The sequence below is a fragment of the Streptomyces sp. ASQP_92 genome, from assembly GCF_025399895.1.
Classification (GTDB): Bacteria; Actinomycetota; Actinomycetes; order Streptomycetales; family Streptomycetaceae; genus Streptomyces.
In genome coordinates this window covers 174,044-199,572 of sequence record NZ_JAODUA010000002.1, presented here as the reverse complement: position 1 = coordinate 199,572, position 25,529 = coordinate 174,044, and the positions used below count along the sequence as shown (strand labels likewise).

General features: G+C 72.4%; 29 protein-coding genes. 16 read left to right on the top strand and 13 right to left on the bottom strand.

Annotated features, from left to right (window positions below; translation table 11 throughout):
* Positions 1–10: 10 nt before the first annotated feature.
* The 4 genes from N4G70_RS06970 to N4G70_RS06955 all read right to left on the bottom strand — a co-directional run bounded on the left by N4G70_RS06970 (position 11) and on the right by N4G70_RS06955 (position 3,110).
* Positions 11–973, bottom strand: a complete 963-nt coding sequence (locus N4G70_RS06970; protein WP_261711580.1) for an electron transfer flavoprotein subunit alpha/FixB family protein — start codon at positions 971–973, stop codon at positions 11–13.
* 99 nt (positions 974–1,072) lie between these two features.
* The gene (locus N4G70_RS06965; protein ID WP_261711579.1) at positions 1,073–1,858 is read right to left on the bottom strand and encodes an electron transfer flavoprotein subunit beta/FixA family protein; all 786 of its coding nucleotides are present in this window, start codon (positions 1,856–1,858) and stop codon (positions 1,073–1,075) included.
* Positions 1,859–2,057: 199 nt separating this feature from the next.
* Positions 2,058–2,567 (bottom strand): flavin reductase family protein, encoded by a 510-nt coding sequence (locus N4G70_RS06960; protein WP_261711578.1) that lies wholly within the window; start codon positions 2,565–2,567, stop codon positions 2,058–2,060.
* Positions 2,568–2,786: 219 nt separating this feature from the next.
* Positions 2,787–3,110: a thioredoxin family protein gene (locus N4G70_RS06955; protein ID WP_261711577.1), complete on the bottom strand. Its 324-nt coding sequence runs from the start codon at positions 3,108–3,110 to the stop codon at positions 2,787–2,789.
* Between the two features lie 272 nt (positions 3,111–3,382).
* Between N4G70_RS06955 and N4G70_RS06950 the strand changes: the two genes are divergently transcribed.
* Positions 3,383–4,114 (top strand): 1-acyl-sn-glycerol-3-phosphate acyltransferase, encoded by a 732-nt coding sequence (locus N4G70_RS06950; RefSeq protein WP_261711576.1) that lies wholly within the window; start codon positions 3,383–3,385, stop codon positions 4,112–4,114.
* A gap of 4 nt (positions 4,115–4,118) precedes the next feature.
* On the opposite strand, the gene N4G70_RS06945 is transcribed toward N4G70_RS06950, so the two are convergent.
* From N4G70_RS06945 to N4G70_RS06925, 5 genes are all read right to left on the bottom strand, one after another.
* The gene (locus N4G70_RS06945) at positions 4,119–4,823 is read right to left on the bottom strand and encodes a B3/4 domain-containing protein (RefSeq protein ID WP_261711575.1); all 705 of its coding nucleotides are present in this window, start codon (positions 4,821–4,823) and stop codon (positions 4,119–4,121) included.
* A gap of 13 nt (positions 4,824–4,836) precedes the next feature.
* A complete protein-coding gene (locus N4G70_RS06940; protein ID WP_261711574.1) occupies positions 4,837–5,436 on the bottom strand; it encodes a transglutaminase family protein in 600 nt (199 codons plus the stop codon).
* Positions 5,437–5,518: 82 nt separating this feature from the next.
* Positions 5,519–6,598 carry a low specificity L-threonine aldolase gene (locus N4G70_RS06935; protein WP_261711573.1) on the bottom strand — a complete coding sequence of 360 codons (1,080 nt, stop codon included), beginning with the start codon at positions 6,596–6,598 and terminating at the stop codon, positions 5,519–5,521.
* Entirely contained in the window at positions 6,577–7,323 is a 747-nt protein-coding gene (locus N4G70_RS06930; RefSeq protein WP_261711572.1) for an SDR family oxidoreductase, read from the bottom strand. Before N4G70_RS06930 ends, N4G70_RS06935 begins: the two co-directional genes overlap by 22 nt.
* 35 nt (positions 7,324–7,358) lie before the next feature.
* Positions 7,359–8,759 carry a DUF6421 family protein gene (locus N4G70_RS06925; RefSeq protein ID WP_261711570.1) on the bottom strand — a complete coding sequence of 467 codons (1,401 nt, stop codon included), beginning with the start codon at positions 8,757–8,759 and terminating at the stop codon, positions 7,359–7,361.
* 288 nt (positions 8,760–9,047) lie between these two features.
* Here N4G70_RS06925 and N4G70_RS06920 point away from each other — a divergent pair, with 288 nt between their 5' ends.
* Positions 9,048–9,683 (top strand): PadR family transcriptional regulator, encoded by a 636-nt coding sequence (locus tag N4G70_RS06920; RefSeq protein WP_261711569.1) that lies wholly within the window; start codon positions 9,048–9,050, stop codon positions 9,681–9,683.
* Between the two features lie 328 nt (positions 9,684–10,011).
* Positions 10,012–10,695 carry a glycerophosphodiester phosphodiesterase family protein gene (locus N4G70_RS06915; protein ID WP_261711568.1) on the top strand — a complete coding sequence of 228 codons (684 nt, stop codon included), beginning with the start codon at positions 10,012–10,014 and terminating at the stop codon, positions 10,693–10,695.
* 54 nt (positions 10,696–10,749) lie between these two features.
* Here N4G70_RS06915 and N4G70_RS06910 read toward each other — a convergent pair whose 3' ends face one another.
* Positions 10,750–11,298, bottom strand: coding sequence for a GNAT family N-acetyltransferase (locus N4G70_RS06910; RefSeq protein WP_261711567.1), 549 nt, complete (start codon positions 11,296–11,298; stop codon positions 10,750–10,752).
* Between the two features lie 74 nt (positions 11,299–11,372).
* Here N4G70_RS06910 and N4G70_RS06905 point away from each other — a divergent pair, with 74 nt between their 5' ends.
* The 7 genes from N4G70_RS06905 to N4G70_RS06875 all read left to right on the top strand — a co-directional run bounded on the left by N4G70_RS06905 (position 11,373) and on the right by N4G70_RS06875 (position 17,204).
* Positions 11,373–11,759, top strand: coding sequence for a VOC family protein (locus N4G70_RS06905; protein ID WP_261711566.1), 387 nt, complete (start codon positions 11,373–11,375; stop codon positions 11,757–11,759).
* A 175-nt stretch (positions 11,760–11,934) separates the two neighbouring features.
* Complete coding sequence (locus N4G70_RS06900) at positions 11,935–12,501, top strand: DUF5134 domain-containing protein (protein WP_261711565.1); 567 nt, start codon at positions 11,935–11,937, stop codon at positions 12,499–12,501.
* Positions 12,502–12,590: 89 nt separating this feature from the next.
* Positions 12,591–13,526, top strand: coding sequence for a M56 family metallopeptidase (locus N4G70_RS06895; RefSeq protein ID WP_261711564.1), 936 nt, complete (start codon positions 12,591–12,593; stop codon positions 13,524–13,526).
* 34 nt (positions 13,527–13,560) lie between these two features.
* On the top strand, positions 13,561–14,232 hold the full coding sequence (locus tag N4G70_RS06890; RefSeq protein ID WP_261711563.1) for a phosphatase PAP2 family protein: 672 nt from the start codon (positions 13,561–13,563) through the stop codon (positions 14,230–14,232).
* A 19-nt stretch (positions 14,233–14,251) separates the two neighbouring features.
* Complete coding sequence (locus N4G70_RS06885) at positions 14,252–14,956, top strand: HAD family hydrolase (protein WP_261711562.1); 705 nt, start codon at positions 14,252–14,254, stop codon at positions 14,954–14,956.
* A 159-nt stretch (positions 14,957–15,115) separates the two neighbouring features.
* Positions 15,116–15,718: a TetR/AcrR family transcriptional regulator gene (locus N4G70_RS06880; RefSeq protein ID WP_261711560.1), complete on the top strand. Its 603-nt coding sequence runs from the start codon at positions 15,116–15,118 to the stop codon at positions 15,716–15,718.
* A gap of 139 nt (positions 15,719–15,857) precedes the next feature.
* The gene (locus N4G70_RS06875) at positions 15,858–17,204 is read left to right on the top strand and encodes an FAD-dependent oxidoreductase (RefSeq protein ID WP_261711559.1); all 1,347 of its coding nucleotides are present in this window, start codon (positions 15,858–15,860) and stop codon (positions 17,202–17,204) included.
* Between the two features lie 12 nt (positions 17,205–17,216).
* Here N4G70_RS06875 and N4G70_RS06870 read toward each other — a convergent pair whose 3' ends face one another.
* A complete protein-coding gene (locus N4G70_RS06870; RefSeq protein WP_261711558.1) occupies positions 17,217–17,579 on the bottom strand; it encodes a helix-turn-helix transcriptional regulator in 363 nt (120 codons plus the stop codon).
* Between the two features lie 107 nt (positions 17,580–17,686).
* Here N4G70_RS06870 and N4G70_RS06865 point away from each other — a divergent pair, with 107 nt between their 5' ends.
* Positions 17,687–18,778, top strand: coding sequence for an NADH:flavin oxidoreductase/NADH oxidase (locus N4G70_RS06865; protein ID WP_261711557.1), 1,092 nt, complete (start codon positions 17,687–17,689; stop codon positions 18,776–18,778).
* A 60-nt stretch (positions 18,779–18,838) separates the two neighbouring features.
* Here the strand turns inward: N4G70_RS06865 and N4G70_RS06860 are convergent, their stop codons facing one another.
* Complete coding sequence (locus N4G70_RS06860) at positions 18,839–19,663, bottom strand: class II aldolase/adducin family protein (protein ID WP_261711556.1); 825 nt, start codon at positions 19,661–19,663, stop codon at positions 18,839–18,841.
* Positions 19,664–19,801: 138 nt separating this feature from the next.
* On the opposite strand from N4G70_RS06860, the gene N4G70_RS06855 reads away from it, so the two are divergent.
* The 5 genes from N4G70_RS06855 to N4G70_RS06835 all read left to right on the top strand — a co-directional run bounded on the left by N4G70_RS06855 (position 19,802) and on the right by N4G70_RS06835 (position 24,358).
* Entirely contained in the window at positions 19,802–20,422 is a 621-nt protein-coding gene (locus tag N4G70_RS06855; protein WP_261711555.1) for a TetR/AcrR family transcriptional regulator, read from the top strand.
* 90 nt (positions 20,423–20,512) lie between these two features.
* Positions 20,513–21,601 (top strand): exo-alpha-sialidase, encoded by a 1,089-nt coding sequence (locus tag N4G70_RS06850; protein WP_261711554.1) that lies wholly within the window; start codon positions 20,513–20,515, stop codon positions 21,599–21,601.
* A 45-nt stretch (positions 21,602–21,646) separates the two neighbouring features.
* Complete coding sequence (locus N4G70_RS06845; protein ID WP_261711553.1) at positions 21,647–22,324, top strand: uracil-DNA glycosylase; 678 nt, start codon at positions 21,647–21,649, stop codon at positions 22,322–22,324.
* Positions 22,321–23,307 carry an N-acetylglucosamine kinase gene (locus N4G70_RS06840; protein ID WP_261711552.1) on the top strand — a complete coding sequence of 329 codons (987 nt, stop codon included), beginning with the start codon at positions 22,321–22,323 and terminating at the stop codon, positions 23,305–23,307. The genes N4G70_RS06845 and N4G70_RS06840 overlap by 4 nt, the downstream gene beginning before the upstream one ends.
* Before the next feature lie 121 nt (positions 23,308–23,428).
* A complete protein-coding gene (locus N4G70_RS06835; RefSeq protein ID WP_261711551.1) occupies positions 23,429–24,358 on the top strand; it encodes a sirohydrochlorin chelatase in 930 nt (309 codons plus the stop codon).
* Between the two features lie 73 nt (positions 24,359–24,431).
* Here the strand turns inward: N4G70_RS06835 and N4G70_RS06830 are convergent, their stop codons facing one another.
* Positions 24,432–25,496 carry a lactonase family protein gene (locus tag N4G70_RS06830; RefSeq protein ID WP_261711550.1) on the bottom strand — a complete coding sequence of 355 codons (1,065 nt, stop codon included), beginning with the start codon at positions 25,494–25,496 and terminating at the stop codon, positions 24,432–24,434.
* Positions 25,497–25,529: the final 33 nt, after the last annotated feature.

Here is a 25,529-nt window from a genome sequence, read left to right as displayed (position 1 = left end):
AACTCGCAGGTCAGCCCTTGCGGGCCTGGACCGCTTCGGTGAGCTGCGGGACGACCTGGAACAGGTCGCCGACCACGCCGTAGTCGACCAGGTCGAAGATCGGGGCCTCGGCGTCCTTGTTGACGGCCACGATGGTCTTCGAGGTCTGCATGCCGGCCCGGTGCTGGATGGCCCCGGAGATGCCGTTGGCGATGTAGAGCTGCGGCGAGACCGACTTGCCGGTCTGGCCGACCTGGTTGGAGTGCGGGTACCAGCCCGCGTCCACCGCGGCGCGCGAGGCGCCGACGGCCGCGCCGAGGGAGTCGGCGAGGGCCTCGATGACCGCGAAGTTCTCGGCGCCGTTGACGCCGCGGCCGCCGGAGACCACGATCGCGGCCTCGGTCAGCTCGGGGCGGCCGGTCGACTCGCGCGGGGTGCGCGAGGTGACCTTGGTGCCGGTGGCGAGCGCGGAGAAGGTGACCGACAGGGCCTCGACGGCGCCCGCGGCGGGGGCGGCCTCGACGGCGGCCGAGTTCGGCTTGACCGTGATGACCGGAGTGCCCTTGGAGACACGGGACTTGGTGGTGAAGGAGGCGGCGAACGCGGACTGCGTGGCCACCGGACCCTGGTCGCCGGCTTCGAGGTCGACCGCGTCGGTGATGACGCCGGAACCGATGCGGAGCGCGAGGCGGGCCGCGATCTCCTTGGCCTCGGCGGAGGACGGGACGAGCACGGCCACGGGCGATACGGCCTCGTACGCGGCCTGGAGCGCGTCGACCTTCGGCACGACGAGGTAGTCGGCGAACTCGGGGGCGTCGGCGGTGAGGACCTTGACCGCGCCGTGCTCGGCGAGCGCGGCCGCGGTGTTCTCGGCACCCGCGCCGAGCGCGACGGCGACGGGCTCGCCGATGCGGCGGGCCAGCGTCAGCAGTTCGAGGGTGGGCTTGCGGACGGCGCCGTCCACGTGGTCGACGTAGACCAGAACTTCAGCCATGGGACTTCAATCTCCTGCACGTGCGAAGAAAAGGCGGGCGGTTGAGGGGCTCGGCGAGCCGTGAGCGAACACGGCCGGGAAGGTTCCCGGGCCGGGTGCTCAGATGAACTTCTGGCTCGCGAGGAACTCGGCGAGCTGCTTGCCGCCCTCGCCCTCGTCCTTGACGATCGTGCCGGCCGTACGGGCCGGGCGCGCGGCCGCGGAGTCGACCGCGGTCCAGGAGCCTTCGAGACCGACCTCGTCGGCCTCCAGGTCCAGGTCGCCCAGGTCCAGGGACTCCACCGGCTTCTTCTTGGCGGCCATGATGCCCTTGAAGGACGGGTAGCGGGCCTCGCCCGACTGGTCCGTCACCGAGACGACGGCCGGAAGCGAGGCCTCCAGCTGCTCGGTGGCGGCGTCGCCGTCGCGGCGGCCCTTCACGGTGCCGTCCTCGACCGAGACCTCGGAGAGCAGCGTGACCTGCGGGACGCCCAGGCGCTCCGCGAGCAGCGCCGGCAGCACGCCCATGGTGCCGTCGGTGGACGCCATGCCGCAGACGACGAGGTCGTAGCCGGTCTTCTCGATGGCCTTGGCCAGGACGAGGGAGGTGCCGATCACGTCGGTGCCGTGCAGGTCGTCGTCCTCGACGTGGACCGCCTTGTCGGCGCCCATCGACAGCGCCTTGCGCAGCGCGTCCTTGGCGTCCTCGGGGCCGACGGTCAGCACGGTGATCTCCGCGTCGTCCGCCTCGTCGGCGATCTGCAGTGCCTGCTCGACCGCGTACTCGTCGAGCTCCGAAAGGAGGCCGTCGACGTCGTCGCGGTCGACGGTCAGGTCATCGGCGAAGTGCCGGTCGCCGGTGGCGTCGGGCACGTACTTCACACAGACAACGATCCTCAAGCTCACGCCGGCTCTCCTACTGCATCGTCATTTCTGGGCTGCCTTGTTGCACGCAGCATAGGCGCCTGATGGGGCGGTTTCCGGTCGGGGCGACCGGCGCTCCGAACGAAATATTACTCGTCAGTACACCCAGCTTGTTCCCAGTAAGCAAGCGCTTTGCACTGTGACCTTGGCAACGGTGAGTAATCACCCGGTGGGGGAACTCTCAGTCGCGCAGCGCGTTGAAGCGGCCCTGGTGGTAGAGGAGCGGGCGGCCGGCGCCCGTGAGGTCGCCGGCGACCGCCTGGCCGAGCACGATGCGGTGGTCACCGGCCGGGACGCGGGCCACCACCTTGCACACCAGCCACGCGAGGACGCCGCCGATGACGGGCACGCCTTCCGGGCCGGTGCTCCAGTCGGTGGCGGGCCCGAACCGGTCGGCGCCGCTGCGGGCGAAGGTGGCCGCCAGCTCCTGCTGGTGCTCACCGAGGATGTGCACGCCGATGTGGTCGGTCTCGGCCACCACGGGCCAACTGGAGGAGCCGGTGCCGATGCCGAAGGAGACCAACGGAGGCTCGGCGGCGACGGAGTTGAGGGAGGTGGCGGTGAATCCGACGGGCCGGCCGCCCCGTTGGGCGGTAATCACGGCGACGCCTGCGGCGTGCCGGCGGAAGACCGACCTGAGCAGTTCGGGAGAGGCGGCCTGGGCGGTACGGAGCTCGGGCGAAGCCGTCACGACAGTGTCCTTCTTCAAGAGGTGCGACAGGGGCTGCGGGTCTTCAGCAGCCCGGACAGCGCGCGCTCGCGGTGCGGGCGAGGTCCACTGGGACGCGTCCATGGAGAAGAAGGTTTGTCGGCACATCGTCAGACTGACGATGCGGCGCCGCCCCAGTCAAGTGCCTTCCGGGATGTGGGAGATCCCTCACGGTGCGTCGCGCCGAGGCGTGGGGGGGCGTCACACGGCCTCCCCGAGCGCGGCGATGACGTCCGCCCGGCGTGGCTGTCCCTCGGCCCGGCGCACGATGGCGCCCCGGGCGTCCAGGACGAGCACGGTCGGGGTGCGGGCGATGCGCAGTTCCCGGACGAGCGCGAGACGTTCCTCGGCGTCGATCTCCACATGGGCCACGCCGTCCACCATGGCGGCCACCTCGGCCAGGGTGCGCCGGGTCGCCCGGCAGGGCTGGCAGAAGGCGCTGGAGAACTGCACCAGGGTGGCCCGCCGCCCGAGCCCGGTTCCGAGTTCGGCCTCGCCGAGCCTGCGTCCTTCGTCGTCACTCAAGCCGTCTCCCACCGCCACCGCCCCGGCCCTCCCTCGTCTTCACACGGCCACTACCCGCACTGCCGTACGGTTGCAGCACGTATGGGCCCACAATGATTCCTCCCCGGGCCGCGACCTGCGAAGACGTGATGAGGATCTCGCCCGCGCACCACGGGGGGACTGGCCAGCTCGGCTCGTATCGGGCACCATCTGCCCAAAGCCCAAAACCTACGGGCGCGTAACTTATTTCTCCGGGAGCACCCTCCCCGGGCACACGAAGGGTCTCCCCTCAGATGGCAGAACTCGTCTATCGGCCGGTCATCGGCGCCGCACTCGCGATGTTCAAGGCGCTCGACCTGAAGATCGACACCCAGGGTTCGGAGAACATCCCGCGCACGGGCGGCGCGGTGCTCGTCAGCAATCACATCAGCTATCTCGACTTCATCTTCACCGGGCTCGCGGCACTGCCGCAGAAGCGGCTCGTGCGCTTCATGGCCAAGGAGTCGGTGTTCCGGCACAAGATCTCCGGCCCCTTGATGCGCGGCATGAAGCACATCCCGGTCGACCGCAAGCAGGGCGAGGACGCGTATCAGCACGCGCTCGCCTCGCTGCGCTCCGGCGAGGTCATCGGGGTGTTCCCGGAGGCGACGATCTCGCAGTCGTTCACGCTCAAGAGCTTCAAGTCGGGCGCCGCGCGCCTGGCCCAGGAGGCCGGGGTGCCGCTGATCCCGATGGCGCTGTGGGGCACGCAGCGCGTGTGGACCAAGGGGCGCCCGCGCAACTTCAAGCGCAGCCACATCCCGGTCACCATCCGGGTGGGCGAGCCCCTGGAGGCGCCCACCGATCAGTACGCAGGCGCCATCACCCGGCGCCTGCGGGAGGCCTGCCAGGAGCTCCTGGAAGCCGCGCAGCGTGCCTACCCGGTACGCCCCAAGGACGCGAGCGACACCTGGTGGGTGCCGGCTCACCTGGGCGGCACGGCCCCGACGCCCGAGCAGGTCAAGGCCTCCGAGACGCGCGGCTGAATCGTCACTCCTGACCGGAGACGGCGACCGGGGCGTGGACCGTGATCCGCGCCCCGGGGCTGAACTTCTCCAGGAGCTCGGCCAGTTCGGCCCCGGCCGCGGCCAGGTCACAGTGCGGGGCCATGCCCTCCAGGAGGAAGAGCGCGTCGGCCGACTCCTCGGTGAGCCTGGTGCGTACCCCCTGACGCCAGTTCCAGCGACGGCAGGTGACGCCCGCGTCGTCGCGCCACACCACCTCGCCCGCGTCGGGGTGCTCGATGACCGCCTCGCCGCCCGCGACGGTGTGGAACGCCTCCTCGCCGGAGGCCCGCACCAGGCGCATCGCGCCCTCGATGCGGTCGGCGTCCTCGCCGCCGACCGGCACCAGATGAGCGACGCTGACCGCGTTGTAGACGTCGACGAGCCGGTTGACGCGCGGCAGCCCGCCGTCGGCGAGGGCCCGCCTGGCGAGCGCTTCCGCCGAATTGCGGGTGCGGTTCGGCTTGGAGCCGAAGGCGGTGTACGCGGCGCGCCAGGCGGCCAGGTGCGGATCCTCGTGCGGGGCACGGCCGCCCAGCCGTCCGGCGAGGCGGTGTGCGGCGTCGTCGAGCAGGGCCGAACTCGCCGCGTCGCTGGGCGCGTTGAGGAGTCCGGACGCCTCGACGGCGACATAGGTGAAGCCCGGCGCGAGGGCCCGGACGTCGTCGGACACGGTGAGTGCGAGTGTCATGATCGGTGGTGCCTCACAGTTCGGTCGGGTAGATCGGCCACAGGGACGGCCGGTCGGGTGCGGTCCTCAGGGCCCGCAGAACCGCCTCATGAGGTACATCGTAGAGCACCGGGTAGTCCACTTCACTGAACTCGGGCCGCGCCCGCCAGGCGAGGCGCTCCTCGTCGAGGGAGAACCGGGCGTCCACCCCCGGCTTGTTGCCCCGGGCGTCGACGCGCGCCCAGAGGCCCGATCCCGGCAGCCGGAGGGCGACGAGGCCGTGCACGAAGGGGCGGGATCCGTCGTCGTCGGCGAGCCGCTGATAACAGAAGGCGGCGGGAATGTTCCCGGCCCGCAGCAGGGCGGCCAGCGCATGCGACTTCGCGCAGCAGATGCCGGTGCGCCGGGCCAGCACGTCGGAGGCGCGCCAGGTCACCGCCAGGTCACCCGAGTCCTCGGAGTGCGCGATCTCGTCCCGTACGAAGGTGTAGGCCACCTCGGCGTATGCGTATGCGTCGGGGGAAGCGGAGGCGAGCCGGGCGGCCGTCTCGCGCACCAGGGGGTGGTGATGATCGACGACGTCGTCCGCCACCAGATAGGCGGAGAGTTGAGGATTGCGTTGGATGAGCTGCATGGCACGCGAGCGTACGAATGCGGCCGACCGCAAGTCAATGACTTTACGGTCGACCGCATAAGTATTCAGATGGATCGGTCGCCTAGCGCGCCATCTCTTCCTTCAGCGCCAGCAGGAAGCCGTCCACGTCGTCCTCGGTGGTGTCGAAGGAGCACATCCACCGGACGTCGCCGGCCTTCTCGTCCCAGAAGTAGAAGCGGTAGCGCTTCTGGAGCCGCTCGCTGACGTCGTGCGGAAGCCGGGCGAACACCGCGTTGGCCTGCACCGCGTGGAGGATCTCCACGCCGTCGACCTGGCGCACCCCCTCGGCCAGGCGCTGGGCCATGGCGTTGGCGTGGCGGGCGTTGCGCAGCCACAGGTCCTTGGCGAGCAGTGCCTCCAACTGCACGGAGACGAAGCGCATCTTGGAGGCGAGCTGCATCGACATCTTGCGGATGTGCTTCATCTGCTGGACGGCGTCCGGGTTGAGGACGACGATCGCCTCGCCGAACAGCATCCCGTTCTTGGTGCCGCCGAACGACAGGACGTCCACGCCGACCGTGTTGGTGAACGTACGCATCGGCACGTTCAGCGAGGCGGCCGCGTTGGATATCCGCGCACCGTCGAGGTGGACCTTCATGCCGCGCTCGTGGGCGTGGTCGCAGATGGCCTTGATCTCGTCGGGCGTGTAGACCGTGCCCAGCTCGGTGTTCTGGGTGATCGAGACGACCTGCGGCATCGCACGGTGCTCGTCCTCCCAGCCCCAGGCCTGCCGGTCGATGAGCTCCGGCGTCAGCTTGCCGTCGGGTGTGGTCACCGTGAGCAGCTTCAGGCCGGCCATGCGCTCGGGCGCCCCGCCCTCGTCCACGTTGATGTGCGCGGTGTCGGCGCACACGACCGCGCCCCAGCGGTCGGTCAGCGCCTGGAGCGCGGTGACGTTGGCGCCCGTTCCGTTGAAGACCGGGTAGGCCTGCGCGTCCGAGCCGAAGTGGCTGTGCATGACACGCTGAAGGTGTTCGGTGTAGTCGTCCTCGCCGTAGGCGATCTGATGGCCGCCGTTAGCGAGGGCGATGGCGGCGAGGACTTCGGGGTGCGCGCCGGCGTAGTTGTCGCTGGCGAAGCCGCGCACCGCCGGGTCGTGGTGCGCTCGCGCGTCCGTCCTCACGGCTTGGGGGTCAGCCACAGGCGCTGTCCGTTCACTTCCTGGGCGGGCTTGTCCCACACTCCGGCGATGGCGTCGGCCAGCTCCGTGACATCGGTGAAGCCCGCGAACTTCGCATTGGGTCGCTCGGCGCGCATCGCGTCGTGCACCAGTGCCTTGATCACCAGGATCGCAGCAGCGGCCGTCGGCCCGTCCTCACCCCCCGCCTTGCGGAACGAGTCGCCGAGCGCGAGGGTCCACGCCTCGGCGGCGGCCTTGCCCGCGTTGTACGCGGCGTTGTTCGCGGTGGGCTTGTGCGCCCCGGACTGGCTGACCAGGACGAAGCGGCCCCGGTCGCTGCGCAGCAGCCCGTCGTGGAAGGCGAGCGAGGTGTGCTGCACGGTCTTGATCAGCAGCTTCTCAAGGAGCTCCCAGTCGGCCAGATCGGTCTCCGGGAAGGAGGTGCTGCCGCGCCAACCGCCGACGAGGTGGACCAGGCCGTCGATGCGCCCGAAGTCCTTCTGGGTGCGCTCGGCCCAGTCCCGGGTGGCCTGGAGGTCGAGGAGGTCCACGGTGTCGCCGGTGACGGTGGCCCCGCCGTGCGCGTACCGCGCGGCGTCCACGGCCTCGGCCAGGCGTTCCGCGTCCGCGTCCGCGCCGACGACGACGGCGCCCGCTTCGGCGAGCCGCAGCAGCGCGGCCCGCCCGGCGGGTCCCGCCGCACCCGCGACGGCGACGACAGCGCCGTTGAGAGGTCCGTTGTTCATCTTCCTCGCCCCTTCCGAACCGTCCGTACGAGTGCTCACGCGGCGGCCCCGGCCGGAGCGGAAGCGGCGGTGATCCCCTTGGTGGAGGCGATCACGTTCTTCAGCTTCTTGGAGAGCGCCTCATAGAACATGCTGAGCGGAAACTCGTCCGGAAGCACGTCGTCGACGAGTTTGCGGGGCGGCTGCGTCAGATCCAGGGCGTCGGGGCCCTTGGCCCAGCGCGATCCCGGGTGCGGGGCGAGGTAGGTGGAGACCAGGTCGTACGCGGCGAACCAGTGGACCAGCTTGGGCCGGTCGATGCCGTCGCGGTAGAGCTTCTCGATCTCGGCGCAGAGCTGGTTGGTGACCTGCGGGGCGCGGTCCCAGTCGATGTGCAGCTTGTTGTCGGTCCAGCGCACCACGTCGTGCTTGTGCAGGTAGGCGAAGAGGAGCTGGCCGCCGAGCCCGTCGTAGTTGCGGACGCGGTCGCCGGAGACCGGGAAGCGGAACATCCGGTCGAAGAGCACCGCGTACTGCACGTCGCGGCCGTGCTGGTTGCCCTCGGCCTCCAGCTTCACGGCCTCCTTGAAGGCGGTGAGGTCGCAGCGCAGCTCTTCCAGGCCGTACATCCAGAACGGCTGGCGCTGCTTGATCATGAAGGGGTCGAACGGGAGGTCGCCGTGGCTGTGGGTGCGGTCGTGGACCATGTCCCAGAGCACGAAGGCCTTCTCGCAGCGCTCCTGGTCGGCCACCATCTCCCGGATGTCCTCGGGGAGTTCAAGACCCAGGATGTCCACGGACGCCTCGGTGACGGCGCGGAAGCGGGCCGCCTCGCGGTCGCAGAAGATGCCGCCCCAGGTGAAGCGCTCGGGGGCCTCGCGCACGGCGATCGTCTCGGGGAACAGGACCGCCGAGTGGGTGTCGTAGCCCGAGGTGAAGTCCTCGAAGGTGATGCCGCAGAACAGCGGGTTGTCGTAGCGGGTCGCCTCCAGCTCGGCGAGCCACTCGGGCCAGACCATGCGCAGCACGACCGCTTCGAGGTTGCGGTCGGGGTTGCCGTTCTGCGTGTACATGGGGAAGAGCACCAGGCGCTGGAGACCGTCGGCGCGGTCGGCGGCCGGGTGGAACCGCAGCAGCGAGTCCAGGAAGTCCGGCACGTCGAAGGCGCTGTCGGCCCACTTGCGCAGGTCACCGATCATGGCGCGGTGGTAGGCCGCGTCGTGCGGCAGGAGCGGGGAGAGCTGCTCGACCGCCGCTATCACCTGGTCGAGCGTGGCCTCGACGACGGCGCGGGGCGGGGCGCCCTCGGCGTCGAAGTCGATCGAGCCGTCCTTCGACTGCCAGGGCCGGATCTCCTCGACGGCATTCTTGAGCGCGGTCCACGCGGGGTGGTCGACCACCCGCCGGTCGGCTGTTGCGCCCCCCACGGCCGGGTCCTGCACAAGAATTTCCGTCATGTCACTTCCTCCACAGGAGAACCTCGCGTCAAGACACCGTATCCGCGTTCGGTTCTTTCCCTCAAGAGGAAGCTCAATAAATTATCCTGTGATGTTCGCGTTGCACCGCTCATCTTCCTGTGCCGACGCAATGGCACGGTTAATGGCTGCGGTCCCCGAGGTGAGCGGCGTCACTACCGGAGGGCGACCGTCCGGTGCGATCCGCCAACGCCGCCGCGAAGATCACGGAGCATCTCACGGGCCCTTCGGGGCTTGTTTCCCGGTGCCGCGCTCACTTCAATTCGCCGTATGACCAGTCGTCCGTTCTCCCGCGAGCACGAACCGCGGCAGCAGCTGCCGCCGACCGCCTGGGCGGTCCTCGGGCTGCTCTCGTTCCCCGGCGAACGGACCGGCTACGAGCTCAAGAAGTGGGCCGACGCCTCGCTGCGCTTCTTCTACTGGTCACCCGCCATCAGCCAGATCTACGCCGAGCTGCGCCGTCTGGAGACGCTCGGGTACGCCACCTCCCGCCGCTCCGGTCCCGAGGAGCCGCGCACCAAGCGGCGGTACGCGATCAGCGAGGCGGGCCGCGCCGCGCTCGCCGACTGGGCCGACTCGACGCAGGACGTGGGCCCCCCGGTGCTCAAGCATCCCCTGGTGCTGCGCATCTGGCTCGGGCACCTGGCGGCGCCGGAGCGGCTGCGCGCGCTGGTCGAGGAGCATCTGGCGCGCACCGAGGCCGAGTTGCGGCAGGTACGGGCCGCGCTGGCCCGCGCCGAGGACCACGAGGAGTGGGCCCATCCCCGCATCGCGCTGCGCTGGAGCGAGCTGCGGGAGCTGGCCGAGCTGGAGCTCGCTCGGGCGATGCTCGCCGACCTGGACCGTCTGGTGCCGCCGAGGGGTGCGGTTTCGGACAGCGACGACGGGTGGCCCGGCCCCGGCTGAGGCCCGGACGGCGGGCGCGTCAAGGGTGAAAGGAATCGCCCACGGGCGGGTGACACGGGTTGGCCCGCGCGGGGTGCGCACAGGTAGGACGGAGTCCCCCCGCCCGTCGACCGCACCCCGGAGCCGCGCCCGTGAGTACCCGCGCCGTCCTTGTCGCAGCCCTGATCACCGGTCTCGTCCTCGGGATCGCGTCAACCCGCGCGGACGACTCCGATGCGCCCCGCGAGCCGGGGTCCGTTGCGGTGGCGGGCCGTTAGGCTGCGGCTGCCGCGTGCGCACGGGACCGCATCGCGCGCGCATACCGCCGTCGACGGAAGCGAGGCCTGTCTTGACGTTCCTCACCATCGGTCATCGCGGGGTCATGGGTGTCGAACCGGAGAACACCCTGCGTTCCTTCGTCCGCGCGGAACGCGCGGGCATGGACGTCATCGAACTCGATCTGCACCTCAGCAAGGACGGCGCCCTCGTCGTCATGCACGACGCCGAGGTCGACCGCACCACGGACGGCACGGGCCCCATCGGGGAGCTGACCCTGGCCGAGCTGCGGGAGCTGGACGCGGGACAGGGCGAGCGCGTCCCCGTGTTCGAGGAAGTGCTCGACGCGGTGAAGACCCCTATCCAGGCAGAGATCAAGGACACCGCGGCGGCCCGCGCGCTCGCCGAGGTGATCCTGCGGCGGGACCTGGTGGGCCGGGTGGAGGTCATCTCGTTCCACGACGCGGCGCTCGCCGAGATCGCCGCGCTGGTGCCGGGCCTGCGCACCGGGCTCGTCGACGACGACTGGGGCCCCGATCTCCTGGACCGGGCCCTGGCCGTCGGCGCGAAGAGCCTGGTCCTGAGCATCGAGCGGATCACCTTCGAGACGGTCGAGCGGGCCCACACAGCGGGGCTCAAGGTGATCGGCTGGACCGTCAACACCCAGGACCAGCTGCGCCTCGTACGCGCCCTGCAACTGGACGGCGCGACGACCGACCACCCGGAGATCCGCCGCACCGGCCGCTTCACCGCGTGAGCCAGGCGCGCGGCTCCCGGCTCCGCCGAGTCCTGGCCCGGCTCGCGCCCTGGCTCAGCCCAGGTCCTTGACCAGCAGCTCGAACGCGAGGTCGTCGCGCTGCGGCAGGCCGAAGCGCTCGTCGCCGTACGGGAAGGGCGTCAGCTTTCCCGTACGGCGGTAGCCGCGCCGCTCGTAGAACGCGATCAGCTCCTCGCGCACCGAGATGACGGTCATGTGCATCTCGCCCACCCCCCACTCGGCCCGCGCGACGCGCTCGGCCTCGGCGATGATCCGCTTGCCGAGGCCCGCGCCCTGGAGCGCGGGAGAGACCGCGAACATGCCGAAGTAGGCGACCTCACCGCGGTGTTCGAGCTGGCAGCACGCCACCAGGACGCCGTCGCGCCACACGGTGAGCAGCTTGCTGCCGGGCGTGGTGATGACCGCGCGCACGCCCTCGGGGTCGGTGCGCTGGCCTTCGAGGATGTCGGCCTCGGTGGTCCAGCCGGCCCGGCTGGAGTCACCGCGATACGCCGACTCGATGAGCGGCACCAGCGCGTCGATGTCGGCTTCCGTGCCGTCCCGGTAGGTCAGCTCCGTGTCGGGGCGGCGGGCGGTGTCCATCGGGCGGTCTCCCTGCTGATCGATTGCGCTGGGGCGGCCTCCCGAGCGTAACCCGGCGGCTAGGGTCCCCTGTCATGGTGCATGTACTGAGCAGCCGGACCCTTCTGCGCCCTACCGACCCCGAGCGTTCACGGGACTTCTACGGCGAGCGGCTGGGCCTGCCCGTCTACCGCGAGTTCGGTACGGGGCCCGAGCGCGGCACGGTGTACTTCCTGGGTGGCGGCTTCCTGGAGGTGTCCGGCCGCTCCGAACGTCCGCCCGCTCCGGGGCTCCAGATGTGGCTTCAGGTCGCGGATGTGGCCGAGGCGCACGAGGAGCTCGTGGCGCGCGGGGTGACGATCGCGCGGCCGCCGGTGCGCGAGCCGTGGGGGCTCGTCGAGATGTGGCTGGAGGACCCGGACGGGGTGCGCATCGCGGTCGTGGAGGTCCCCGCCGACCACCCGCTGCGCTACCGCCCCTGAAGGCCCGGGGGCGCACCTTCTCCCTCGGGCGTCCCGCCGACCGGCTCCCCACCCGCTCCTGACCGGCGAAGATCCCCCGCGCGCTCCCCTTGTGTGTCCCTGCGCCCGCGTATGCGGCCCCGGCGACGGGCATCGACTCGTCGGCAGGGCGTCACATCGAGCGGGGAGGTACGCCGTGCACGGTCCGGTGCTGCCCGGCTGGCTGCTCGTCGCGCTGTGCGCGGCGACGGGCTCGTACTGTCTGCTGCGGATGCGCAGCGGCTCCGCGCGGGCCCGGCGGGCGGCGGGCGGCGAGGCGGTGATGGGGTTCGGCATGGCCGCGATGGCCGTGCCGGCCGCCTTCCTGGCGCCACCGCCCTGGATGCTGACGGGGTACGCGGTGGTCTTCGGCGGCGCCGCGCTGCGCGCGCTGTGGCTCGCGCGGGGCGGGGCGCACCATCTGCATCACGTGGTGGGCTCCCTCGCGATGGTCTACATGGCGCTGGCGATGGCGCCACCGGCCGGCGGGACCGGAGCCCCTGCCGGGCACGAGGGGCACACCGCGGGCGGGGTCCCGCTGCTGACCGGGGTGCTCCTCGTGTACTTCGCGGGGTACGTCCTGTCGACGGGCGCCCGGCTGCTGCCCGGAGCGGCAGCGGGAGCCCCGGGCGCGACCCTCTCGTGGGGCGCGCGGCCCGAACTGGCGCTGGCCTGCCGCCTGTCGATGGGGATCGCCATGCTCGCGATGCTGGTGACGGTCTGAACCGCCCGGCGGCCGGACGGTTCGTGGCGTGCGTCACTTGACGGCCGCGGACATACCTATGACGGCGGCCCCGCTCATAGGCTGAGACCATGACGGTCTCCCTCGCGTTGCTGGTGCTCGGCCTGGTGTCCGCCGTCGCCGCCCCGCGACTGCTGGCCCGCGCCGACTGGGTCGAGCGCGAGCCGGTGGTGGCGCTGTGGGTGTGGCAGTGCGCGGTGGCGGCGGTGCTGCTCTGCTTCGGGCTCGCGATGGTCCTCAGTGCCGCGTCCGCGTGGCGGACCGTGCGTGGCCAGGTGTTCGCGCCCGCGCCCCGGGCCGTGGTCGAGGCGTACGCCCTGGGCCCGTACGGCCCCTGGTCGGCGGCGCTCGCGGTGGTGCTCTTCCTGGGCGGCGCCTGGACGGGGGCGATGCTCACCCGCGAGGTCCGGGACAGCTGGGCCAGGCGCCGCCGGCGCCGCGCGGAGCTGCGCCTGCGCTCGCCGCTGCTGCCCGGGGAGGAGCCGTCGGGCGAGCGTCTGGTGGTTTTGGAGGCGGCTCGGCCCGACGCCTGGTGGCTGCCCGGCCAGACGCCCCAACTGGTCATCACCACGGCGGCACTTCAGCGTCTGAAGGGCCATCAGCTCGATGCGGTGCTCGCCCATGAGGTGGGGCACGCCCGGGCCCGCCACGACTGGCTGCTGCACTGCGCGGGGGCGCTCGCGCGGGGGTTCCCGCAGGTGCCGGTGTTCGCCGCGTTCCGCGACGAGATGCACCGGCTGGTGGAGCTGGCCGCCGACGACGTCGCCTCGCGTCGCTTCGGCCGCCTCACGATCGCGCTCGCGCTGGTCGAACTCAACGAGCACCGCGGGGTGTTCGGGCCCTGTCCGGCCCCGGACGGCCAACTCCCCCAGCGGGTGCACCGGCTGCTGTCGGCGGCCCCACGGCTCTCCGCGAGCCGCCGGCTGCGGCTGACCGCGTACGCCGCGCTCGTCCCCGCCGTGCCGCTGGCCGTCGCCTTCGTGCCCGGGCTGCACGCGCTGGGCTAGCCGGGGCCCGCCCCGATCGGCTTGGATCATTCCCATGCTGCTCACCGCCCCCGAGGCCCGTTCCCGCCCGGCCGCGCCCCTGCGCGCCGGTCTCCTCTGCCTCGCGCTCGCCGCGGTGCTGCTCGCTCTGGTGGTGGCGCAGTGGTCCCCGCTGACGTCCCTTGACCGGGCGATCGCGCAGGGGCTGCACCGCCGGGCGGTCGCCGACCCCGGCCTCACCCACGCCCAGCGGATCCTGAGCGACTGGGTGTGGGACCCCTGGGCGATGCGCGCCCTGCTCGCGGTGGTCGTGGCCGTGCTGCTGCGGCGCGGCGAGCGGCTGCTGCCGTTGTGGGTCGCGGCGACCAGCGCCCTCGGCACATTGGTGCAGCAGGGGATGAAGGCGGCCGTGGGCCGGGACCGGCCGCGCTGGCCCGACCCGGTGGACTCCGCCGGTTTCGCCGCGTTCCCCTCCGGCCACGCGCTGACCGCGACGGTCGCCTTCGGGCTGATCGTGTGGCTGCTCTCGCTGCACGGGGCGGGGCGCGCGGTGCGCGGGACCGTCCTGGTGGTGGGGGTGGTGTCCGCGCTGGGTGTGGGGTTCACCCGGCTGTTCCTGGGCGTGCACTGGTTCACGGACGTGCTGGGCGGCTGGCTGCTGGGCGTGGCGATCGTGACGCTGAGCGCGGCGGCCCATCGCCGCTGGGCCTTGAACCGGGCCCGTTGAGCACGCGAGGATCACGGGCATGACGATCAAGGGCGTTCTCTTCGACTTCTCCGGCACTCTCTTTCGCGTCGAGCCGGTGGGTGACTGGCTGTCCGCCGTGCTCGAAGACTGCGGGATCACGCTGCCCGCCGATGAATTCGCGCGCTGCGCACGGGAGTTGGAGGAAGCCGGCGCCCTGCCCGGCGGCGCCAACCCGCTGCGGATCCCCGCGCATCTCACGGAGTTGTGGGGCGTGCGGGACAAGGACGGCGAGCGCCACCGCCGGACGTACACGGGCCTTGCCCGCGAGGTGGAGCTGCCCGATCCGCGCCTGTACGACCTGCTCTACGACCGCCACATGACCCCGGAGGCCTGGCGGCCCTACCCCGACACCAAGCCGGTGCTCGCCTCCCTGCGGGAGCGGGGCGTCAAGGTCGGCGTGGTGAGCAACATCGGCTGGGACCTGCGGCCGGTCTTCCGTGCGCACGGCCTGGACGACTTCGTCGACGCGTATCTGCTGTCCTTCGAGCACGGGGTGCAAAAGCCCGGCGAGCGTCTGTTCCGGGCGGCGTGCGAGGCGATCGGCCTGGAGCCGGCCGAGGTCTTGATGGTGGGCGACGACCGGCGGGCGGACGGCGGCGCGGCGGCCCTCGGCTGTGCGGTGCACTTCGTGGACCATCTGCCGGCGGACGAGCGGCCGGACGCCTTGCTCGCGGTGCTCGCGCTGGCCGGAGAGGACCGCTGAGGGCGGAAGAAGGGCGAAAGAGGGGCCACCCGTCCGGGGTGATCCCCCGCGTCACCCCGAACGAGCAGCCCGCGCCCAGGTCGGTCCCCGGCGAAGGGGTACCGCCCTGCGACAGCCTGAGTATATTGGCTCAGAGCCAGTCAACGCAGGAGTTACAGCATGTCCCCGCGCAGCGCATCGGTCAATGAAGAATTGCGCAGACGTTCTCGCGAGCGGCTGCTGCAGGCCACTGTGGAGCTGGTGGCGGAACGCGGCTACGAGGCGACGACCCTCGCCGACATCGCGGACCGCGCGGGCTCGGCCCGCGGCCTGGTGTCGTACTACTTCCCGGGCAAGCGCCAACTGCTCCAGTCCGCGGTGCACCGGCTGATGCACCTGACCCTGGAGGAGGGCCTGGAGCGGGAGCCCCGACCCTCCGACGGGCGCGAGCGCCTGGCCCGGGCGATCGACGCGATCCTCGGCCTCACCCATGAGCAGCCGGTCCTCATGCGGGCCCACATGGCGGGGATCCTCCAGGCCCAGGGCTTCGTGCGGTGCCCGGAGCAGCAGCGCCTCGCGGCCCTGCTGCGGGACACCGTCGAGCGGTACGGCGCCCGGGACGTGGACACCGAGTACCCGCTGCTGCGGGCCAATCTGATGGGCGCGGTCTTCGCCGCGCTGCTGCCGGGCGCCCCGATGGACGCGGTGCAGCTGCGGGCCGAGCTGTTCCAGCGGTACGGGCTCGACTGGGAGCTGGGCGTTCCGCCGGTTCCGGTCCCGTGAGCGCCGCGCCCCTCCCCGGTCCGGCGAAGGTGGTGCCCGTCGCCTGACCGGCGGCGCACGTCTATCCGCGGCACGCACGGCGGTGCCATCCTGAAGGCCCTGCGGTTTCCGCGGTTCTCTCTCCCGAGGAGCACCCGCCATGCTGCGCATCGCCGTCGTCGGATCCGGACCGAGCGGTGTCTACACCGCCCAGAGTCTGGTGGAACAGAGCGCGGTGACGGAGGTCCGGGTGGACGTCCTGGACCGGCTGCCGTGCCCGTACGGCCTGGTCCGCTACGGGGTCGCCCCGGACCACGAGAAGATCAAGTCGCTCCAGAACAACCTCCGTACGGTGCTGGAGGACGACCGGGTCCGCTTCCTCGGACATGTCGAGGTCGGCCCGGGCGGCGTTTCGCCGGAGCTGCTGCTGCGGCTCTACCACGCGGTGGTGTACTGCGTCGGCGCCAAGTCCGACCGGCATCTGGGGATCCCGGGCGAGGAGCTGCCGGGCAGTTTCTCCGCGACCGAGTTCGTCTCCTGGTACAGCGCGCACCCCGACAGCGACCCGGGTGGCTTTGTGCTGGGCGCCCGTTCGGCCGTGGTGATCGGCGCGGGCAATGTGGCGGTGGACGTGGCCCGCATGCTGGCGCGCGGCGCGGACGAGCTGCGGTCCACCGACGTTCCGCAGTCCGCGCTCGGCGCGCTCGCCGTCAGCCGGGTGCGCGAGGTGCACATGGCGGCCCGGCGCGGCCCTTCCCAGGCCCGCTTCACCACCAAGGAGCTGCGCGAGCTGGGCGCCCTGCCCGGCGCCGATGTCACGGTGCGCGTGGACGAGCTGGCCCGGGACCCCGACTTCGTCGACCCGGCCGGGCTGCCGGGGCCGGTGCGGCGCAATGTGGAGGTGATGCGCGGCTGGGTGGGGCGCGCGGAGCGGCCCGGTGCGCGGCGGCTGCACCTGCGGTTCTATCTGCGGCCGGTGGAGATCCTGGAGCGGGACGGCAGGGTGGGCGCGGTCCGCTTCGAGCGGACGACGCCGGACGGCGGCGGCGGGGTGCTCGGCACCGGAACGTACGAGGACATCGAGGCGCACCTGGTGCTGCGGGCCGTCGGCTACCTCGGGGTGCCTCCGCTGGGCCTCCCGTTCGATCCGGCGACCGGGACCGTGCCGCACACGGCGGGAAGGGTGCGGCGCGCGGGCGTCCCGTCGCCGGGCGAGTACGTGGCGGGCTGGATCAAGCGCGGCCCCACGGGCGTCATCGGCACCAACCGGCCCTGCGCGAAGGAGACGGTGAGCTCGCTCCTCGCGGACGCGCCGCGCCTGGCCGGGCGGACGGTTCCGGCCGAACCCCTGGACGCCCTGCGGGAGTTGGGGCTGCGCCCGGTGACCTGGCGCGGCTGGCTGGCGATCGAGCGGGCGGAGGCCGAGCTCGGCCGGTCACTGGGCCGCGGCTCGGTGAAGATCCCCGACTGGGACGGACTGCTCTCGGCCTCGGGCGACGCGGGCTGAGCCGTACCGCCCTCAGGCGCCGTCGCCGAGGCGCTCCGCCTGCCGGGCCGCCGCGTCCAGAACGCTGTCGAGCAGTCCGGGGAACAGGGCGTCGAGGTCGTCGCGGCGCAGGCCGTTCATCTTGGCGGTGCCCCGGTAGACCTGGCGGATCACCCCGCTCTCGCGCAGCACGCGGAAGTGGTGGGTGGTCGTCGACTTGGTGACGGGCAGCACGAAGTACGAGCAGGAGAGCTCGCCCTCGGTGGTGGCGAGCGCCCGCACGACCCGCATCCGCATGGGGTCCGAGAGCGCGTGCAGGATGCCTTCCAGGCGGATCTCGTCGCGCGCCGGGTGGGCGAGTTCACGGGTGTTCGTCGCGGTGGTCACGCCGCTCATTGTACGAGGACCGTCGTAGTTTGACATCTCCCGTACTACGAGAGTTATCGTACGAAGCGATCCCGGCACCGCACCGGTGCCCCGGGCCGTTTCGACTGGAGTATGCCGTGGCTGCTGCGAGTGCCCTCTTCGAACCCCTCACCCTGCGCTCCCTGACCGTCCCGAACCGGGTCTGGATGGCTCCGATGTGCCAGTACTCGGCCGAGGCCTTCGGGCCGAACGCGGGCGTGGCCGACGACTGGCACTTCGCCCACTACGCCGCCCGCGCCGTCGGCGGCACGGGTCTGATCCTGGTGGAGGCCACGGCCGTCAGCCCCGAGGGCCGCATCTCCCCGGCGGACCTCGGCATCTGGAACGACACCCAGGTCACCGCGCTGCGCCGGATCACCGCGTTCCTGGAGAGCCAGGGCACGGTGCCCGGCATCCAGATCGCGCACGCCGGGCGCAAGGCCTCCACGGACCGCCCCTGGCGCGGAGGCGCCCCGCTGGCGCCGCACAGCGAGGAGGGCTGGCAGCCGGTGGGCCCGAGCCCGGTGGCCTGGGACGAGCACCACACGGTCCCCACAGAGCTGACGGTTGATCAGATCCAGGACATCGTGGGCGAGTTCGCGGCCGCGGCCCGCAGGGCCCTGGACGCCGGCTTCAAGGTCGTCGAGATCCATGGCGCGCACGGCTACCTGATCGGCCAGTTCCTCTCCCCGCACTCCAACCGGCGCACCGACCGGTACGGCGGCTCGTTCGAGAACCGCATCCGCTTCGCGCTCGAAGTCACCGACGCCGTAAGGGCGGTGTGGCCCGAGGAGCTGCCGCTCCTCTTCCGCGTCTCGGCCACCGACTGGCTGGAGGAGGGCGGCTGGACACCGGACGACACGGTGCGCCTGGCGGCGCTGCTCAAGGAGCACGGCGTCGACCTCCTCGACGTGTCGAGCGGTGGCAACGCCTCGGGCGTCCGCATCCCGGTCGGGCCCGGCTACCAGGTGCCGTTCGCCGAGCGCGTCCACCGCGAGAGCCCGCTCGCGGTCTCGGCGGTCGGCCTGATCACCGAGCCCGGGCAGGCGGAGAAGATCCTCGCCAACGGCGAGGCGGACGCGATCCTGCTGGGCCGCGAACTCCTGCGCGACCCCTCCTGGGCCCGCCGGGCCGCCCGCGAACTCGGCGCCGAGGTGCGGGTGCCCGACCAGTACCACCGCTCGGTCTGAGCACGCGGCGCCCGGCCCGGCGGCGGTCTCGGGGAACCTGCAACTGCCTTGCCTGGCAGGCTAGTTGACGTGGTCCGGGTCGGAGTGGGCGATCTGCTCGTAGAGCGGCTGGGCCTGGAACCAGCCCGCGAAGTGGCCGCCGAGCTGGCTTCGGGTGTGCAGTGCGGTCTCGCGGTCGATGTGACGCGGGGTGCCGGCGGCCATGGCCAGGAGCTGGGCCTGGCAGGAGCGCTCCATCGTGATGAACCACCACACCGCCTCGGCGACCGAGTGGCCGACGGTCAGCAGCCCGTGGTTCTGGAGGATCACCGCCTTGTAGGCGCCGAGCGCCGCCGCGATCCGCCTGCCCTCCTCCGCGTCACTGACGACGCCCCGGTAGTCGCTGTAGAGGCCGTGGTCCTCGAAGAAAGCGCAGGCGTCCTGGGTGATCGGGTCGAGGGGGATCCCCAGGGACGAGAACGCCTTGCCGTGCAAGGAGTGCGAGTGGGCGGCGGCCACCGCGTCGGGACGCGCCCGGTGGACGGCGCCGTGAATGAGGAACGCCGCCCGGTTCACCGGGCGGGCGCCGTGCAGCAGGTTGCCCTCGTGGTCGACCAGGATCAGGTCGGACGCCGTGATCCGGCCGAAGCTCATGCCGAACGGGTTCACCCAGAACCGGTCCGGGTGCTCCGGGTCCCGGACGGTGATGTGTCCGGCCACGCCCTCGGAGAAGCCGAAGCGCCCGAACAGGCGGAAGCCCGCGGCGAGTTGCTCCTTGCGGTGGCGCCGCTCCTGCGCCACGTCCTCGAAGGTGGGCGGCATGGGCACGGTCACCCCGTCGGGCAGGGGTCCCGCCGCGTCCGCCAGCACCTCGGCGGGGGCCGCAGCCGTGACGAAGTCGGTCATGAGGGTTCCTCCTGATGGGAGTTGCCGGACTCGCCCGGACGGGCCGCCGGGAGCCATCATCGGATACATTCACGTATCCGATACGCGCTTGGATGCTTTCCGAGCGCCCACGCGCTGTCAAGGGTCCGGGAGCGAGCAGTGCCCAAGGGAACGACGAAGCGGCGGCCACGGACGCTGGCCCGGTTGCTCGACGCCGCGCTGGAGGTGTTCGCGGAGTCCGGGTTCGGGGCGGCCCGGATCGAGGACATCTGCCGACGCGCCGGATATACGCGCGGCGCCTTCTACTCCAACTTCTCCTCCAAGGAGGAGCTGTTCTTCGCCCTGTTCGACGCACACGCCGCCCGCGAGCTGGAACGGATCACCCAGCTCGCCGCGCGGACCGAGGACCGCGACCTGTCGCCGGAGCGGATCGCGGCGCTGCTCGCACACATCGAGCCCGACGAACGCACCTGGTTCCTGGTGACCACCGAGTTCACCCTGTACGCGATCCGCAACCCGGGGGCGGCCGCCCGGCTCGCCGACCACGACGCCCGGCTGCGCGAGGAGGCGGCGGCCCTGCTCGGCGCCCTCCTGACGCGGGCCGGCCTGGAGCCGCGCGCAGAGCTGACCGATCTGGTGCGGGTCGTGGTCGCCCTGCGTGAAGGGGCGCTCGGACAGAGTTACGTCGAGCCCGGGGCGCTGGAGCCCGCGGCGCTCGCCGAGCGCTTTCTGCCGCATCTGCTCCAAGCGCTGACCCAACCCGCGACGAAACCGCTCTGACCTGCCAATTCCCCGACCCTGGACGCCATTGTCAGTGGCCGGGTGCACACTGGCCCCTATCCGGAACAACGGCGTTTTGGAGGGACCGGCATGACCGAGGTACTGCTCACCGTGGGTACACGCAAGGGACTGTTTCTGGGCCGGAGGCGAGGCGGGGCCTGGGACTTCGACGGCCCGCACTTCAACGCCCAGGCGGTGTACTCCGTCGCCATCGACACCCGGCACTCCCCCGCCCCCCGGCTGCTGGTGGGCGGCGACAGCGCGCACTGGGGGCCGTCCGTCTTCCACTCCGACGACCTGGGCCGCAGCTGGGTCGAGCCGAAGCAACCCGCGGTGAAGTTCCCCGAGTTCACGGGCACGTCCCTGGAACGCGTGTGGCAACTGCGCCCCGCGGGGGCCGAGGCCCCGGGCGTCGTCTACGCGGGCACGGAACCGGCCGCGCTGTTCCGCTCGCAGGACGGCGGCGAGAGCTTCGAGCTCGTACGGCCCCTGTGGGAGCATCCGACGCGCTCGCGCTGGGTACCCGGCGGCGGGGGCGAGGGACTGCACACCATCGTCACGGACCCACGGGACAGCCAGGCCCTGACGGTCGCCGTCTCCACGGCCGGGGTGTTCCGCACCCGGGACGGCGGGGCGAGCTGGGCGCCCGCCAACAAGGGGGTCTCCGCGGTCTTCCTGCCGGACCCGAACCCGGAGTTCGGCCAGTGCGTCCACAAGGTCGCCCAGGACGCGGCCGACCCGGACCGGCTCTATCTCCAGAACCACTGGGGCGTCTACCGCAGCGACAACGCGGGCGAGCAGTGGACGGACATCGGCGCCGGCCTGCCCTCCACCTTCGGCTTCGCGACCGCCACCCACCCCCGCCGGGGCGGCACCGCCTATGTCTTCCCGATCACGGCGGACTCCGACCGGGTGCCGGCCGACAACAAGTGCCGCGTCTTCCGCACCGAGGACGCGGGCAAGAACTGGGAGCCGCTCTCCGCGGGCCTTCCCCAGGAAGCCCACTACGGCACGGTGTTGCGCGACGCGCTGTGCGTGGACGACGCCGATCCGGCGGGGGTCTACTTCGGCAACCGCAACGGCGAGGTGTACGCGAGCGCCGACGACGGCGACAGTTGGCAGCTGCTCGCCTCGCACCTGCCGGACGTGCTCTGTGTGCGGGCGGCGGTGATCGGTTGACCGGGGCGAACATGCCGTGGGCGGTGCGCCAGTAGAGTGACGGCCGTGGCAGCACGACCGTTGAAAGAGATCGTCGAGCCCGGCTGGGCGGACGCACTGGAACCCGTGGCCGGAAGGATCGCCGCGATGGGCGACTTCCTGAGGCAGGAGATCGCGGCAGGTCGCACCTACCTGCCGTCGGGAGCGCACGTACTGCGGGCTTTCCAGCAGCCGTTCCACGAGGTGCGGGTGCTGATCGTCGGCCAGGACCCGTATCCCACGCCGGGGCACGCGGTGGGCCTGTCGTTCTCGGTGGCACCCGAGGTGCGGCCGCTGCCCGGCAGCCTGGAGAACATCTTCCGCGAGCTGGGCTCCGACCTGGAGCTGCCGAGGCCGTCCAACGGTGACCTGACGCCCTGGACGCGGCAGGGGGTGCTGCTGCTCAACAGGGCGCTGACGACGGCGCCCCGCAAGCCCGCCGCCCACCGGGGCAAGGGCTGGGAAGAGGTCACCGAACAGGCCATCCGGGCGCTCGTGGCGCGCCGCACCCCGCTCGTGTCGGTGCTGTGGGGCAGGGATGCGCGCAATCTGCGCCCGCTGCTCGGCGACCTTCCGGCGATCGAGTCCGCGCATCCCTCCCCGATGTCGGCCGACCGCGGCTTCTTCGGCTCGCGCCCCTTCAGCCGTACGAACGAACTTCTCGAGCGGCAGGGCGCCGAGCCGGTCGACTGGCGCCTGCCGTGACGGGCCGGGGCGCGCCCTGGGTGCTCGGGGTCGACTCGGGGGGCTCCGGCGTCCGGTTCGCGCTGCGCCGGGCCACCGCGGACGCCCCGGCCGAGGTCATCACCTCGAAGGAGCCGGTGCGCACCGGCCCCGCCGGGATCGACGCCGCGCACCTTCTGGCCCAACTGCTGCCCGCCGTCGAGGAGTTGAGCGTACGCACCGGGGCGGAGCGGATCGCGGCCGCCGCAGTCGGGGCGGCCGGGATGGCCACGCTCGGGGACGGACTGCGGGCCGAACTGCCGGGCGCCCTGGCGCGTTCGCTGGGCGTGCGCACCCTCGCCCTGGCCGCCGACGCGGTCACCGCCTACGCGGGCGCGCTCGGCCGCCGGGCCGGGGTGGTGGTCGCGGCCGGAACCGGGATGATCGCGCTCGGCACGGACCTCAGCGGCTGGCGGCGGGCCGACGGCTGGGGGCATCTGCTCGGCGACAGCGGAAGCGGCGCCTGGATCGGCCGGGCGGGACTCGACGCGGCCCTGCGCCACCACGACGGCCGGCCAAACGGTTCGGCGGCCCTCCTCGCCCGCCTGGAGGCGGCCTTCGGCGCTCCGGGCGAGCTGCCGGGGCTGCTGTATCCGCGCGGCGACCGGGCCGCCGTGCTCGCCTCGTTCGCGCCCGAGGTCGCGGCATGCGCCCAGAGCGACCCGGTGGCCGCCGGAATCCTGCGGGAGGCGGCCCGGCACATCGCCGGCACCGCCGCCGCGGTCTGCCCGCCGCCCGGCACCGACGAGCAGCCCCACGTCGCCCTCACCGGCGGCCTGTTGAAACTCGGCGATCCTCTGCTCGTACCGCTGGAGGAGGAGCTCCGCCGTCAACTGCCGTACGCCCGCGTGGTCGAGGCGGCCGGGGACCCGCTGGAGGGCGCCCTGCGCATCGCGTCGGGGCTCGCCGAGGGGGAGCCGGGACTGCCGCTGGATGCGCGCATGTTGTGGGTCGTGACCGGGTGAGGGCCACGACAGACCAGGACAGTTGATCCTTATGCCACTCTCCGGGAATATCGGGGCAGATACCGCTCAGCTGTCCCCTCCCCGAACAGCCGCCCACGCAAAACCAGTAGCATGCGACGCCATGAGCACCCCCACTGGGCCGGCATCCGGCCTGCCCGTACGAATGCCGCGGCCCCGTCAGTCCGGCCGGCACCGCCGCCCGGAGCCGGTGGTTGCTCCGGAGGGCGCGCCCGCGCTCGTTCTCGCCGTTCCCGGCGCTCCCGGCCCGGCTGTGCGCAGTCTGGCCGACGAGGTCATCAGCATCGCGCGTTCCGAGCTGCCCGGCCTGCACGCCCGCATCGGTTACCTGGACAGCACCGAGGCCGAGGCCGCCGAGTACCCCACGCTCGAAGCCGTGCTCGCCCACACCGCCGCCGAGCGCACCGCGCGTGCCGAGCAGGCGCGCGCGGCGGGCCGCGAGGTCGCCGACCCGCAGGGCCCGGCCGCCGTGGTGGTCCCCCTGCTCGCGGGGCCCGACAGCGCCCTGATCCGCCGGATACGGCAGGCCGTCATGGACAGCCGTGCCGCGGCCGAGTTGACCGACGTGCTCGGCCCGCACCCGCTGCTCGCCGAGGGCCTGCACGTGCGGCTCTCCGAGGCCGGTCTGGCCCGCGCCGACCGCGCCCGCCTCTTCACGGTCGCGACCGCCGCCGACGGGATCATCCTGGCGACGGTGGGCGGCGAGGAGGCCGTACAGGCCGCGGGGATCACCGGCATGCTGCTCGCCGCGCGTCTCGCCGTGCCGGTGATGGCCGCCGCGCTCGACCAGGAGGGCGCGATCGCGGCGATGGCCGCGCAGCTGCGCGGCTCGGGTTCGGTGCAGCTCGCCGTCGCCCCGTATCTGATCGGCCCGGAGGTGGCCGACGGGCTGCTCGACGCCGCCGCCAAGGAGGCCGAGTGCTCGGTCGCCGAGGCGCTGGGCGCCTACCCGGCGATCGGCAAGCTGGTCCTGTCGAAGTACGCGGCCGCGCTGGGGATCACCCCGCAGGCGCAGGGATCGCCGGTCCACTGACCGTCCGTACGACGTGAAGAGGCGGGGCCCGCACCGATGACCGGTGCGGGCCCCGTCGCGTCGCCGGGCGGGATCAGGCGAAGACCACGCACGAGGCGGCGGGTGCCTGAAGGGAGCCCGCGCGGGTGGGGACGCCGGTGCGCGCGTCGATGCCGAACCAGGTCACGTCGCCGGAGCGCTCGTTGGAGGCGTACAGACGGCGCCCCGCGGGGTCCAGGGTGAGGTCGCGCGGCCAGTGGCCACCGCAGTCCACGGTGGTGACGAGTTCGGCCTTCTCGCCCGTCGGGTCGAGCGCGAGGACCGCGATCGAGTCGTGTCCGCGGTTGGCCGCCCACAGAAAGCGTCCGTCGCGGCCGACGACGACCTCGGAGGGATAGATCTCGCCGTGCGCGCCGTCCTCGACGACGGGCACCTCGTGGAGGGGTTCGAGGGTGCCGCTCTCCGCGTCCCAGCGGCACACTGTCAGCGTGGGCGCCAGTTCGTTGAGGACGTAGGCGTGCCGGCCCAAGGGGTGGAAGGCGAGGTGGCGGGGGCCGCTGCCGGGCCGGAGCGCGGCCTCGGAACGCAGGCTCAGGGCGCCGGTCTCCTCGGTGAGCGCGCAGACGCGTACGGAGTCGGTGCCGAGGTCGACGCTGACGATCCAGCGTCCGCTCGGGTCGGCGAGCACCTGGTGGGCGTGCGGTTCCCGCTGGCGGTCGGGGTCGGGGCCCGACCCCTGGTGGACCAGGACGGACGCGGCGGGCCCGAGGCCGCCGCCGGGCAGCGCGGGCAGCGCGCTGACGCTGCCGGAGTCGTAGTTGGCGGTCAGCAGGTGCCCCGCGGCGAGGTCGAGATGGGTGGGCCCGGCGCCCCCCACCGGCACGGGCGCACCGAGCGGCCGGGGCAGGTCCCCGCGGATGTCGAAGGCGGCGGCGGTGCCGTCGGCGTTCTCCCCCACGGCGTACAGGACGGCTCCGTCCGGCGAGGCGACCAGGAACGAGGGGTTCGCGACGTGGTCCGACGAGCCGAGCGGGGTCAGCGCCCCGGTCTCCTCGTCGACGGCGACCGCGGTCACCCCGCGCCCGCCCGCCGTGGTGAACGACCCGATGAATGCCCGCCCGGCCCTGTCCGTGCCCACCGTGCCACCCCTCTCGCCCATACCGGTCCCGCCGGCCGGAACCCGCCCGCACAC